General features: G+C 75.9%; 8 protein-coding genes. 6 read left to right on the top strand and 2 right to left on the bottom strand.

Translation table 11 applies throughout. From position 1 onward, the window contains the following. Nucleotides 1-72 precede the first annotated feature (72 nt). A complete protein-coding gene (locus tag ACFOWE_RS01620; RefSeq protein WP_377284930.1) occupies nt 73-2,652 on the top strand; it encodes an ATP-binding protein in 2,580 nt (859 codons plus the stop codon). A 72-nt stretch (nt 2,653-2,724) separates the two neighbouring features. Here the strand turns inward: ACFOWE_RS01620 and ACFOWE_RS01615 are convergent, their stop codons facing one another. Then, nucleotides 2,725-4,236: an LCP family protein gene (locus ACFOWE_RS01615; RefSeq protein ID WP_377284929.1), complete on the bottom strand. Its 1,512-nt coding sequence runs from the start codon at nt 4,234-4,236 to the stop codon at nt 2,725-2,727. A gap of 152 nt (nt 4,237-4,388) precedes the next feature. On the opposite strand from ACFOWE_RS01615, the gene ACFOWE_RS01610 reads away from it, so the two are divergent. Together ACFOWE_RS01610 and ACFOWE_RS01605 are read left to right on the top strand one after the other, a co-directional pair. Continuing rightward, complete coding sequence (locus ACFOWE_RS01610; protein ID WP_377284928.1) at nt 4,389-5,270, top strand: crotonase/enoyl-CoA hydratase family protein; 882 nt, start codon at nt 4,389-4,391, stop codon at nt 5,268-5,270. A 5-nt stretch (nt 5,271-5,275) separates the two neighbouring features. After that, entirely contained in the window at nt 5,276-6,214 is a 939-nt protein-coding gene (locus ACFOWE_RS01605) for an alpha/beta hydrolase (protein WP_377284927.1), read from the top strand. A 98-nt stretch (nt 6,215-6,312) separates the two neighbouring features. Here the strand turns inward: ACFOWE_RS01605 and ACFOWE_RS01600 are convergent, their stop codons facing one another. Continuing rightward, complete coding sequence (locus ACFOWE_RS01600) at nt 6,313-7,851, bottom strand: alpha/beta hydrolase family protein (protein WP_377284926.1); 1,539 nt, start codon at nt 7,849-7,851, stop codon at nt 6,313-6,315. 195 nt (nt 7,852-8,046) lie between these two features. Here ACFOWE_RS01600 and ACFOWE_RS01595 point away from each other — a divergent pair, with 195 nt between their 5' ends. The 3 genes from ACFOWE_RS01595 (at nt 8,047) to ACFOWE_RS01585 (ending at nt 13,632) form a co-directional block, all read left to right on the top strand. Then, entirely contained in the window at nt 8,047-9,174 is a 1,128-nt protein-coding gene (locus ACFOWE_RS01595) for an exonuclease SbcCD subunit D (protein WP_377284925.1), read from the top strand. Then, nucleotides 9,175-13,005, top strand: coding sequence for an AAA family ATPase (locus ACFOWE_RS01590; protein WP_377284924.1), 3,831 nt, complete (start codon nt 9,175-9,177; stop codon nt 13,003-13,005). A 117-nt stretch (nt 13,006-13,122) separates the two neighbouring features. Continuing rightward, nucleotides 13,123-13,632 (top strand): hypothetical protein, encoded by a 510-nt coding sequence (locus ACFOWE_RS01585; RefSeq protein WP_377284923.1) that lies wholly within the window; start codon nt 13,123-13,125, stop codon nt 13,630-13,632. Nucleotides 13,633-13,708: the final 76 nt, after the last annotated feature.

Below are 13,708 nucleotides of genomic sequence, written 5' to 3'. Positions count from 1 at the left end.
CCCGGCCTTCCCACCCACCCCCACCCAGGTAAATGCCTATATATGGGTACAAACCGGGCAGGGGGGTGTGTCATGGGAGCGAGTGGCCGGAACCGCATCGACGACCCGGCGCGATTGCAGGCGCTGCACGCCACCGGCCTGCTGGCCGCCCCGGCGGCGCCGGTGCTGGACCGGGTCACCCGGCTGGCGGTCCGGCTGCTGGAGGCGCCGGCCTCGACGGTGTCGCTGATCACCGCGGACCGGCAGGTCGTGGTCAGCGCGGCGGGGACGGCCGGACCGCGGATCACCCGGGAGAGTCCCCTGACGAGGTCGCTGTACCGGCACGTCGTGACCGACGGCGCGCCGCTGGTGATCGGCGACACCCGCGCGGACGAGCGCTGGCGCGCGCTGGCGGAGAACGCCGCCGGGCAGCCGGCGGCCTGCGCCGCGGTGCCGCTGAACGCGCCCGGCGCGCAGGTGATCGGCGCGTTGTGCGCGCTCGACGTCACGGCCCGGGACTGGAGCCCCGAACAGGTGCGGGCGCTGGAGGACCTGGCCGCCGTGGCCGAGCCGGAGATCGCGTTGCGGACGGCCCGCGCCGGCACCGGGACGCCGGCGTCCGGGGAGCAGGAGCCCGTCTTCCTGCGCGCCCTGCTCGACAGCCTGGAGGTGTCGGTGATGGCCTGCGACGAGCAGGGTCACCTGGTGATCAACCGGCCGCTGCGTGAGAGCCTGCACACCGACACCCCGCCGGCCGACGTGGGCTCCTGGCTGCAGGCTTACCGGCTGTACGGGCCGGACGGGCGGACCCCGCTGGAGCTCGAGGAGATGCCCCTGTTCCGGGCCTGGTCCGGCGAGCGCTTCACCGGCCAGCAGGTGGTCGCCACCACCGACGCCGGTCCCCGCCGCTTCCTGGTCAACGGCCGGCCCATCGACGCCCCCGGCGGGCACCGCCTGGGCGCGGTGATCGCCGGTCACGACATCACCGACTCCCACCGCATCGGCGTGCTGCACAGGGCCCAGCAGGCCGTCACCCGGGTGCTGGCCGAGGCCGCCTCCAGCAGGGAGGCGGCCGTGGGAGCGGTCGCCGCGGTCACCGACGCGCTGGGGTGGACCTACGGCGAGTACTGGCAGGTCGGCGAGGACGAGGCGTCCATCACCCGCGTCGGCGCCTGGAGCAGGCCCGGACGGGACCTGTCGGTCTTCACCGCCGGGCACCCGGACGTCTTCGGCCGGGGGCAGGAGCTGCCCGGGACGGCCTGGGAGCGCGGTGCGCCGGTCTGGATCGACGACAACGCCGCCGCGCGCGACTTCCCCCGGGCGCGGGACGCCCTGCGGGCCGGGCTGCGCTCGGCCATGGCCCTGCCGGTGCGCAGCGGCGACCAGGTGCTGGGGGTGCTCGTCTTCGCCGCCGACCACTCCCAGGAACCCGACGACGACCTGGTCGACCTGCTGGACGGCGTCTGCGCCCACATCGGGCGGTACATGGAGCGCCGCCGCGCCGAGGAGCTCACCCTCGCCCTGGCGGAGAGCCGCCGCCGGTTCGAGCAGGTCGTCTCCCGCGTCAGCGACAACGTGTGGAGCGTCGAGGTGGCGGCCGACGGCTCGCTCCGCTCGATGTACCAGAGCAGGACCGCCGCCCTGTTCGGCCGCCCGCTCCCGGAGGACGCCGACGTGCCCGGCCTGATCGAGCGCCGGACCCACCCCGACGACCGGGCGGCGTACGCCTCCTTCCTCGACACCCTGCGCGCCGGGGAGCCGGTCGACGTCGAGTTCCGCGTCCAGGGCCTGGACGGCGTCACGCGGTGGTTGTGGATGCGTGCCGCGCCCCGCCGCGAAGGGCCGCGGATGTTCATCGACGGCATCTCCACCGACGTCACCGACCGCCACGAGCTGGCCGAGCAGCGCGAACGACTCCTGCTCCAGCAACGGCAGCAGATGGAGCGGCTGCGCCAGGTCGACGAGCTGAAGAACCAGTTCCTGCGTACGGTCAACCACGAGCTGCGCACCCCGCTGGCCTCGGTCCGCTCCTCGGTGCAGCTGCTGCACGAGGGCGGCATGGACGCCGCCACCCAGGAGCGCTTCCTGCAGGTGCTCGACCGCAACAGCGTCCGGCTGGAGCACCTGCTGAACGAGCTGCTGCTGATGGCCAGCCTGAACGCCGGCGACGCCGCCTTCACCCCGGCCGAGACCGAGCTGAGCGCCCTGGCCCGCCAGGCCGTGCAGGCGGTCACCGCGCGAGGGGACACCGGCCACCTGACCGTGACGGTGCACGCCCCCGGTGCGGTGACGGCCTGGGCCGATGCCGGCCGCCTGCGCCACGCGCTGGCGCAACTGCTGGACAACGCGGTCAAGTTCACTCCGCCCGGCGGCCGTATCGACGTCACCGTGACCGCCGATCCGGTCCCGTCGATCGAGGTCGCCGACACCGGCGTCGGCATCGACCCGCATGACCTCCCGCACGTCTTCGACGACTTCTACCGCGGCGCCGGCGCCGAGCGGCAGTCGATCGGCGGCACCGGCGTGGGCCTGGCCCTGGTCCGGAAGATCGTCCGCATGCACGGCGGGGACGTACAGGTCGACAGCCGCCCCGGCGCCGGCACCCGGATCCGCCTGGTCCTCCCGGATCCCGCCACCGCGGAGGCGGCGACCCGGCGCGCCCCGGTCCGGTGACCGGGCCCGCCGGTGCGGCGCCGCCGGGACCGGAGCCGTACGGGGAGAGCGGCGCCGGCGCCGTGGAAGGGATCAGCCGCAGCCGTCGGTGATGTCCTTGGGCGCGGCGGGGTCCACCGGCCCGGCCGCCCGCCTCGCGCCGGCCCCGGTCGGCGGCTCGGCCGCCGGCCCGCCCGCCTGCTTCGCGCCGGCCCCGGCGGCCGGGGCGGCGGACGGCGTGGCGCCCGGTGCGCCGTCCGGGGAGGACACCGCGGCGGCCGGGGCGGAGACCGACTTCTGGATGGCCCTGGCGGTGACGGTGCGGATCTTGGCCCAGTCGGGGTAGCCGGTGTTGATCAGCGGCGGGACGAACTGCACGCTGGTCACCTCGGCACTCTTGACCTTCAGCGCCAGCGGGACCAGGTGCTCCAGCATCGGGCGGGGGATGTCCGTCCTGATCAGTTCCTTGGTGGCCAGGGCGATCCGGTTGAACCGGGCGAGGACCGTCGCCGGGTCGGCCTGCCGCAGGAGCGCGCCGAGCACGCAGCGCTGGCGGCCCATCCGGCTGAAGTCGTCGCTGTAGGTGCGCGAGCGGGCGAACCACATCGCGTCGGCGCCGCCGAGCCTGCGGGTGCCTGCCTTGACCACGCCCTCGTTGTACTTGCCGAAGACGACGTCGTGCGGGACGGTGACCGTCACGCCCCCGATGGCGTCGATGAGGCGGGCGAAGCCCCACATGTTCACCAGGGCGTACCAGTCGATCTTCAGTCCGAGCGTGTAGCCGACGGTGTCGATCAGGACCCGGGCGCCCTGGCCCTGCCTGCCGCCGAAGATCTCCGGATGGGCGTCGGCGTACTCCCAGACCGCGAAGAGCAGGTCCTCCCGCCCGCCTCCGGGACCGGCCGGGAGGCGGAAGCCGTTGGGGAACCTCCTGGCCATCGGGCTGCCCGGCACGAAGCGCACGTTCTCGAGGTTGCGCGGGAGGCTGAACAGGACGGTGTTGCCGGTCTTGACGTCGATGCTGGCCACGTTGATGCTGTCGGTCCGCACGCCCGGCCGGTGGTCGTCGGCGTCGCCGCCGAGCAGCAGGATGTTCACCCGGGTCCGGTCCGCCCACGGATCCTGCTCGCCGCCGGAGTCGCCGGATCCGCCGGGCGGCGGCAGGGCGGGGGCGAAGACGTCGTCCAGCGCGGCCTGGGAGACCGCGGCGTACTGCCCGGCGAGGCCGAACGGGAGCAGCACTGCCACCGCGAGCACACCCGCGACCGTGCCGGCCGCGGCCTGCCCGGCGGCGGGCAGCCTGCCGGGCTCCAGCACCATGAAGGAGTGCACGACCAGCGCGAACCAGGCGACGCCCAGGGCGAGGGCGCCCGCGGTGAGCACGGTCAGCCAGGAGGAGGCCACCAGCTGACCGGCCAGGACGCCGAGATCGGAGGTGAGGCCCACCCAGAGCAGGGCGAGCAGGGCCACGGCGTGGACGGACAGCAGGACCAGGCCGGTCCGGCGCCATCCGGCGCGCAGGTGGGCGGCTCCCGGCGCGATGACCGACAGAGCCGTCCATCCGATGACCGCGCCGATTCCGGGCGGCGTTGATCTGTCCCGCACTGCTCCCCGTTCCCGCACTCCCGTGCCCGCGCACTCGTGTGCCGCAGGGAGATGGTAGGCAGAAAGAACGGCTGAGCAGGCGAAGAGTGAGTGAACACATCAGAAAAACATCCTGATTAATCCGGACATTTGATCTGGAATAAGATTCGGTCATGTCTTTCACGGAGATCGAGTACGACGTGGCCGACGGCGTGGCCACCATCACGCTCAACCGTCCGGAACGCCTCAACGCCTTCACCTACGTGATGCGCGGCGAGCTGATCGAGGCCTTCGACCGCGCGGACGCCGACGACGGGGTCCGCGCCGTGGTGGTCACCGGCAAGGGCCGGGCCTTCTGCGCCGGCGCCGACCTCGGCGGCGGCGGTGACACCTTCAACCACCGCAGGTCCGAGGAGATGTTCGGCGGCGCCGACACCGTCGACGGCTCGCCGCGCGACGGCGGCGGCACGGTCGTGCTCCGCATCGCCCGCTCGCTCAAGCCGGTCATCGGCGCGATCAACGGCCCGGCGGTCGGCGTCGGTGTGACCATGACGCTCCCGATGGACGTCCGGCTCGCCTCCGACACGGCGAGGTTCGGCTTCGTCTTCGCCCGGCGCGGCATCGTGACCGAGGCCGCCTCGAGCTGGTTCCTGCCCCGCGTCGTCGGCATCTCCCAGGCGATGGAGTGGGCCGCGACCGGCCGGGTCTTCCCCGCCTCCGAGGCGCTCGAGGGGCGCCTGGTCTCGAAGGTCCTCGCTCCGGACGAGCTGCTCCCGGCCGCCTACGCGCTCGCCCGCGAGATCGCCGGCAACACCTCCGCCGTCTCGGTCGCCGCCATCCGCCGCCTCATGTGGGCGGGCCTGTCGGCCGACTCACCGTGGGAGGCGCACCGCGCCGACTCCAAGCTCATGCACGCCCTCGGCGCCGCCCCGGACGCCGCCGAGGGGGTCACGTCCTTCCTGGAGAAGCGCCCGGCGAAGTTCCCGATGAAGGTCAGCACGGACCTCCCGGACGCCGTCCCCGACTGGCCCGCCAACCCCTACGGAATATCGTGAGACCCATGCACGACGTCCTCGGCCCCGACTACGAGCTCACGGTCCTGCCGATGCCGGACGACTACGAGGGCGAGGTCGTCGCCTCCCTCGTACGGCGCCGCGCCGCCGAGCCCACCGGCAGGGCCGTGCTCTACCTGCACGGCTTCACCGACTACTTCTTCCAGACCCACCTGGCCGAGCACTTCGCCGCCCAGGGCGTCGACTTCTACGGCCTGGACCTGCGCAAGTACGGCCGCTCGCTGCTGCCGCACCAGACCCGCGGGTTCGTGCGCAGCGTCACCGAGTACTTCCCGGAGATCGACGAGGCGATCCGGATCATCCGCGCCGAGCACGGCCACGAGAGGGTGATCCTCAACGCCCACTCCACCGGCGGGCTCGTCGCCGCGCTCTGGGCCGACCGGGTCCGGGGCAGGGGACTGGTCCAGAACCTGGTGCTCAACAGCCCCTTCTTCGACCTGAACGTCCCCGGCCACCTGAGGCTGGCCGCCGACGTGCTGCACCTGCCGCTGTCCCGGCTGCCCATCAGGACCGTGCTGCCCCTCGGCCTGTCCACCGCGTACGCCACGAGCCTGCACCGCGACCACCACGGGGAGTGGGACTTCGACCTGGCGTGGAAGCCCGTCGGCGGGTTCCCCGTGCACGCCGCCTGGCTGGCCGCGATCCGGCGCGCCCAGCGGCGCCTGCACGCCGGGCTCCGCGTCGACGTGCCGGTCCTGGTGCTCTGCTCCGACAAGGGCCTGCGGCTGCGCGACTTCGCCCCAGAGGCGCGCAGCGCCGACACCGTGCTCGACCCCGAGCAGATCGCCCGCTGGTCGACCAGGGTCGGCGGGCACGTCACCTGCGTCCGGGTGCCCGGCGGCATGCACGACCTGGTGCTCTCGCCGGAGCCCGCGCGCAAGCAGGTCTTCGCCGAGATGGACCGCTGGCTCGCCTGCTACGGCTGACGGGCCCGCGGCCCGGCCCCTCTCCGCGGGAGGGGCCGGGCCCGTCCCGGCGGCGGGCGGCCCGCCGCCGGGACGGGGAGCGGGCCCCGCGGGGACCCTCACCAGGGGAACGCGAACAGGCCGTAGTAGGCCGCCGCCACCAGCAGCAGGCCGGTGCTGCCGAGCACCCCGGCGACCGCGACGTACTGCGGGCGGCTGGGCTGCCAGCCCTCCCGCAGCGCCGAGACGACGGCGGCGGTGGCCGTCACCTCCTGCAGCAGCATCAGCAGGGCCAGCGCCCGCACGACCAGCCAGCCGGCGAGGACCGCGGGCCAGGCCCCCGCCTGGTTGACCGAGAACAGCACCAGCAGCGTGATGAACGCCGCCACCGAGACGAGCAGCCCCACCCCGGTCTGCGCCATCCGGCGGAACCTGCGCCGGATCGGCGGCCAGAGCCGGGCGCCGGCCGCGGCCCCGTCGCCGCCGCGCAGCCGGATCGCCAGCGCGGCCACCGGGCCGGCGACGTAGCCGACCGCGGCCAGGAAGAGCGTGAACCCCAGCACCGTGCCGCTGGCGTACCACGGCGCGGTGGGCACGTCGCTGGCCTCGTAGCGCTGGACCGGGGTGGCCCCGGCGACGGGCACCTCGGGCTCCGCGGTCCCCGGCAGGCCGGTGACCCAGTTCGCCAGCGTCTCCAGGTAGCCGGCGGCGAACGGCCCGCCGTCGACCCGCATGCCGTGGTCGGCCCCGGCCAGGTAGCGGATGGTGTACGCGGGGTCGCCGCCCTCGGCGAGCGCCCGGGTGAGCGTCTGGCTGCTCTCCACGAACGGGATCGACGGGTCGCGCGTGCCGTACAGCGCCAGCACCGGCCGCCGCACCCCGCGCAGCGCCGGCACGCCGTCGTGGCGCAGGAAGTTCATGTCCACCGCGGACATCGCCCGGATGAGCAGCTCGCGCACCCCGCTCGGCGCGCGCAGCCGGTCCAGCTGCTCGCCCAGCGCCCAGCTGACCTGCCGCAGCGGTGAGACGTTCGGCGCGGAGACCAGCACGGCGAAGCCCACGTCGGCGCTGCGCGAGGCGGCGATCGGCACCACCCAGCTGCCCTCGCTGACCCCCCACAGCCCGGCGCGCCCCGGGTCGACGTCGGGGCGCCCGCGCAGCACGGCCAGCATGCGCAGCGCGTCGTCGGCGAGCAGCCCGAAGTCGCGGTGGCGGAAGTCGTACCCCACGGTCCGCTTGTCGTAGACGAGCGTGACGATCCCGGCCCGGGCCAGCCACTCGGCCTGCTCGGTGAACTCCTCCCGCAGCCCCGGGCCGGCCCCCTGCACGAAGACCATGGCCGGATGCCGGCCGGGGGCGCGCGGCGCGCGGACCGTCGCCCGCAGGTCGGTGCCGCGGGCCGGGACGGTGACCTCCTCGACGGTGATGGAAGCGGCCGCCGGGACGGGCCGCAGCTCGTCGGCGGGCTGGGCGGGCAGGGTCCGGAAGGCCGGGTCGGGGACGAGCGGGGACGGGTCGAACGGCGGGGGCAGGACGTAGCCCAGCGCGGCCAGGACCACCATGACCAGACCCGCGGCCACGCCCACCACGCCCCGGCCCACGCGCATGCCGCTCAGCTCCCCGATGGCCCGTCCATCCGAGTCGTCCGCTTCGATCATCAACCCTACCCAGAGCGGCGGAACGGCGGGCGCCCCGCGGACGGCCGGGACACCGGAGGGGCCGCCGGAGGGCGCCGCAGCGGCCGCCGAAGGCTTCCGGATGCCTTCCGGAAGGCTGCCGGAAGGCATCCGGAAGGGTGCCGAAGAGGTCACTGTGGCGGCGGATGCCTCCGTGGCCTGTTAGCTTCAGGCGTCATGCGGGTGCTGCACACATCGGACTGGCACCTGGGTCGCTCGTTCCACCGGGAGAGCCTCCTGGCGGCCCAGGGAGTCTTCGTCGACCACCTGATCGAGACCGTCAGGAGCGAACGGGTCGAGGTGGTCGTCGTCTCCGGCGACGTCTACGACCGGGCGCTGCCGCCGGTCGACGCCGTCGACCTGTGCAACGAGGCGCTGCGCAGGCTGGTCGCCGAGGGCGTGCGCACCGTGCTGATCAGCGGCAACCACGACTCCGCGCGCCGCCTCGGCTTCGGCGCCGACCTGATCGACGCCGCGGGCGTGCACCTGCGCACGGACCCGGCCCGGGTCGGCACGCCCGTGGTCGTCGGCGACGTGGCCTTCTACGGCATCCCCTACCTGGAGCCGGAGCTGGTCCGCGAGCCGTGGGAGCTGCCCGAGCGCACCCACACCGCCGCGGTCGGCCACGCCATGTCGCTGATCCGGTCCGACCTGGAGCGCCGGGGCACCCGCTCGGTGGTGCTGGCCCACGCGTTCGTGACCGGCGGGCAGGCCAGCGACAGCGAGCGCGACATCAGCGTCGGCGGCGTCGCGCACGTCCCCGTCCCGGTCTTCGACGGCGTCGACTACACGGCCCTCGGCCACCTGCACGGCCGCCAGCGCATGAGCGAGACCGTGCGCTACTCCGGCTCCCCGATCGCCTACTCCTTCTCCGAGCTCGGCCAGGTGAAGGGCTCCTGGCTGGTGGAGATCGGCCCGGACGGGTTCGCCGGCGCCGAGTTCGCCGAGGCGCCGGTGCCCCGGCGGCTGGGCCGCCTGGTGGGCCGCCTGGACGACCTGCTCGCCTCGCCGGAGCACGCCGACCACGAGGACCGCTGGCTGCAGGTGGTCCTGACCGATCCCGTCCGGCCGAAGAGCGCCATGGAGCGGCTGCGGACCCGCTTCCCGCACGCGCTCACCCTCTCCTTCGAGCCCGAGGGCGGGCCGCAGGAGAGCACGGCCCGGCCCCGGCTGGCCGGCCGCCCGGAGATCGAGGTCGTGCTCGACTTCGTCCGCGAGGTGCGCGGCGAGCCCGCCGACGCCGACGAGACCCGGCTGCTCCGGCAGGCCGTCGAGGAGTCCCGCGCCAAGGAGGCGATGGCGTAGATGCGCCCCCACCGTCTGGAGATCACCGCCTTCGGCTCGTTCCCGGGGGAGGAGACCGTCGACTTCGACGCCCTCACCGAGGCCGGGCTGTTCCTGATCCACGGCTCCACCGGAGCGGGCAAGACCACCGTGCTCGACGCGCTCTGCTTCGCCCTGTACGGCCGCGTGCCCGGCCAGCGCGACAGCGCCCGGAGCCTGCGCTGCGACCACGCCCCGCCGGACCGGGGCCCGCGCGTCCGGCTGGAGGTCACCATCCGGGGCCGCCGGCTCCGGCTCACCCGCTCACCGGCCTGGCAGCGGCCCAAGAAGAAGGGCGCCGGCACCACCCTGGAGCAGGCCAAGGTCGTGCTGGAGGAGCTCCTCCCCGACGGGGAGTGGCGGGGCCTGACGACCCGCATGGACGAGGCCGGCGACCTGGTCGGCGGCCTGCTCGGCATGAACCTCGACCAGTTCTGCCAGGTCGCGATGTTGCCGCAGGGCGACTTCGCCCGCTTCCTGCGCGCCGACGGCGACGAGCGCCGCAAGGTGCTGGAACGGCTCTTCTCGGTCAAGGTCTACGCCGCCGCCGAGTCGTGGCTCGCCGACCGCCGCACCGAGGCCTTCCGCGAGCAGCAGGCGCTGCGCAGGGACGTCGACTCCGTCGTCGACCGCGTCCAGGAGGCCGCGGGTCCCGAGCTCCTCGCCGCGCTCGCCGCGGCTCCGGACGCGGGGACCGCACCCCTGCCCGGAGCGGAGGCGGCGACGGCCGCCCTGCCGGGGGCGGGGACGCCCGCGGGGACGGCCGCGCTCCCGGAGACGGGGACGCCCGCGGAGACGGAGGCGCTCGTGCTTGCGGGGCCGGCGCCCTCCACGGGGGCGGGGCAGGCCGCGCCGGCGCGGGACGTGGCGGTCTGGATCGAGGAGGACCCCCTGGACTGGGCCGGGGCGCTGGCCGCCCTGGCGGGCGAGACGGCGGAACGGGCGCTCCGCGCGTGCGCCGAGGGCGAGACGGCCGCGCTGCTGGCCCGCCGCCGGCTGGAGGACGCCGTCGCCCTGGCCGACCGGCGCAGGCGCCACGCCGATGCCCTGACCCGGAGCCTGGCCCTGGAGGAGCGCGCGGAGGAACGCGCCGACCTGGAGGCCGTGCTCGCCGAGGCGGCCCGGGCGGACCGGGTGCTCCCCCTGATCCGGGAGGCCGAGCAGCGCGCCGAGACCGCGGCCAAGGCCCGCAGCCTGGCCGCCGACGCGATCGGCCGCGCCCGCCCCCTGCTCCGCGGGGGCGTGCCCGGCGGTCCCGGCGCCGTGCCCGGTCTCCCCGGTGGTCCCGGCGTCGCGGGCGGCCCGCCGTACGGCGAGTCCGGCGCCCCGGACGGCCTCCTGCCCGCCGACCCCGGCCTCCTGTCCGGCCTGGAGCGCGAACGGCGCGAGGAGATCACCCGGCTGGACGGGCTGCGCGCCGAGGAGCCCCGGCTCGAGGCGCGCCGCCGGGAGCGCGCGCGGACGCAGGAGAAGATCGCCGGGCTCACCGCCGAGCAGGCCCGGATCGACGCGCGGCTGCAGGTCCTGCCCGGCCTCCGGGACGAGACGGAGGCCCGCCTCACCGCCGCCCGCCTCGACGCCGCCCGGGTCCCCGCCGCGGACGCGGCCCGCGCCGCCGCCGCCCGGTTCGTGGAGCTGGAGACCGAGCTGGCCGGGCTCGACGACCGGCTCCGCGACCTGACGGAGCAGGAGGCCGCCCTCGCGGAGGTCCAGCGCGAGCTGCCGGTCCGGCTCGAGGAGGCCACCGCCCGGCGGGACGCCGCCCGGGCCGACGCGGCCCGGATCCCGGTCGCGCGTGCGGCGGCGGACCGGGCCGGCGCCGGGCTGGACGCCGTCCGGCGCCGCGACGACCTGACGGGACGGCTGGAGACGGCCCGCACCGCCGCGACCGGGGCCGTAGACCACGCCCAGCGGCTCCTCGACCGGCTCCTCGGGATCCGCCAGGCCCGGATCGACGGCATGGCCGCCGAGCTCGCCGCCGGTCTCTCACCCGGCACTCCCTGCGTCGTCTGCGGCTCCTGCGACCATCCCGCCCCGGCCGCCCCCGCCGGCACGGCCGCCACCTCCGACGACGAGCAGGCGGCCCAGAGCGCCTACGAGGCGGCCCAGGGGCGGCGCCAGGAGGCGGAGAACACCGTCACCGAACTCGCCTCCCGGCTGGAGGCCGCCCTCGCCGACGCCGGGGAGCTGACCGCCGAGCAGGCCGTGGCCGCGCTCGCCGGGGCCGAGCGGGAGCAGGCGGCCCTGGCGGAGGCGGCGGCGCGGGAACCGGCCCTCGCCTCCGACGCCGCCCGGGTCGCGGCCGAGGTGGAGCGCGCCCGCACCGACGCCGGGGAGGTCGCCGGCCGGCTGGCCGGCTGCCGCGCCCGGCAGGAGTCCGCCCGGGCCGAGCAGGCCCGGCTGATCCCCCGTCCCGGCACTGGTGAGGACGCCGGTGAGGACGCCGGGGCCGCCGCCGGGGACATGGCCGCCGACGGGGCCGCCGGGCGGGATCCCGCCGCCGAGACCGCCGCCGGGATCGCCGCCGGAGCCGCCGCCGGGCGGCAGTACGACGGCGAGAGCCGGGCGGCGCGGGAGCTGCGCCTGGCGGAGCAGGCGCTGCGGAGACTGCGCGCCTCCGCCGACGCCGTGCCCGGCCTGGAGGCCGAGGCCGGGAACCTCACCGCGGAGCTGGAGCGGCTGCGGGAGCGCTCCGGGGAGATCGCGGTGGAGCTGGCGGCCTGCCGTACGGAGGCCGACGCGCTCACCGCCGAGATCGACCGGCTGGCCGCGCGCCTGGACGAGGCGAGGGGCGCCGACCCCACGCTGACCGACCGGCTGGACCGGCTGGCCGACGAGGCCGGGCTGCTCCGGGAGGCCGCCGAGGCCGTGCAGCGCGAGCGGACGGCCCAGGCCGAGCTGGAGACGGCCCGGGCACGGGCCTCCGCCGCGGCCGCCGAGGAGGGCTTCCGCGGGATCGAGGACGCCCGGGCGGCGGTCCTGACCGCCGCCGAGCAGGACGAGAGGTCCGGACGGCTCCGCGCGCTCGACCGGGAGCGCGCCGCGGTCGACGCCCAGCTGGCCGACCCGGAGCTGGTCGCCGCCGCGGCGGAGCCCGACCCCGACCTGGCCGCCCTGGAGGCGGCGCGGGACGCGGCCGACGCCGCGTACGCCGCGCTGCTGTCCGCCCGGGACCGGGCCGGGAGCCGCCGTGACCGGCTGGAGGCGCTCCGCACCGAGCTGGCCGGGCGCCTGGAGGAGTGGCTGCCCGCCGCCGAGCGTCACCGCCTCGCCGACCGGCTCGCCGCGCTGGCCGGCGGGAACTCCGCCGACAACCGGTGGAGCATGCGCCTGTCCGCGTACGTGCTGGGCGAGCGGCTCCGCCAGGTGGTCGCCTCGGCCAACGAGCGCCTGGACCACATGTCGGGCGGGCGCTACCTGCTCCAGTACGACCTGCGACGGGCGGCGGGTGACCGGAGCCGGTCGGGCGGCGGGCTCGGCCTGCGGATCCTCGACGGCTGGACCGGGGTGGACCGCGACCCCGCGACCCTGTCCGGCGGCGAGAGCTTCATCACCTCGCTCGCCCTGGCCCTCGGCCTGGCCGACGTGGTCACCGCCGAGGCCGGGGGCGTGGAGCTCGGCACGCTCTTCGTCGACGAGGGCTTCGGCACCCTCGACGAGGACACCCTCGACGGCGTGCTCGACATCCTGGACGGCCTGCGGGACGGCGGCCGGGCCGTCGGCATCGTCAGCCACGTCGGCGAGCTGCGCACCCGCGTCCCCGCCCGCCTGCACATCCGCAAGGAGCGCCACGGCTCGACGATCCACCAGTAGCGGCCGGGTGCCCGGCGGGAGCCCCGCCGGACACCCGGCTGCAGTGGGCCCTCAAGCCGCCTGAAAGCGGTCCGTCGCACAGTGTGCCCAACCGCAGACAGACGGAAAGGACCCCCGATGAACACCGCTCGCACCCTGGCCGGGATCTCCCTCGCCGGCATCGTCGGCATCACCGTCCTCGCCCCGGCCACCGCCCACGCCGCAACCGGCCCGGACGCCCAGGAGACGCGTTCCGCGCAGGCCGCCGCCCCCGCCAAGTGGGGCCCCCACCACGCCCCCGGCCGCAGGGCCAGAGCGTCCGGCTCGCTGACCGCCACACCGAAGGACGACCCCGGCGCGCCCGCCCCCCGCGTCACGGTCACCGGCAGCGTCACCGACCTGACCCGCGGCCCGGCCTGCGGCTGGGCCGTCTTCCGCGTCTCCGTCAAGGAGACCGGCGGCGACGTGTCCCTCAAGCACCGCAGCTACCGCACCTGCTCCTACGGCAAGCCGGTGAAGTTCTCCTTCACCCACGCGGGCGTCTACGAGGTCGAGCTCAAGGTCTGCGCCGAGGCCAGGGCCTCCAAGCCGTCGGTCGGCTGCCTGTACGCCGGGACCTGGAAGCCGCTCTACACCTACTACGCCTGAGCCTCCTCGAAGGAGCCGGCAGGGGCACCGTGGGACCGGCGCCGGCGGCCACGGGGCCGGTCCCCCGGCGCCCCTG

Source organism: Planomonospora corallina, assembly GCF_042650625.1.
GTDB classification, from domain to species: domain Bacteria; phylum Actinomycetota; class Actinomycetes; order Streptosporangiales; family Streptosporangiaceae; genus Planomonospora_B; species Planomonospora_B corallina.
Note: the sequence above shows the minus strand (reverse complement) of the source record. Positions and strands in the feature narration are given on the sequence as shown.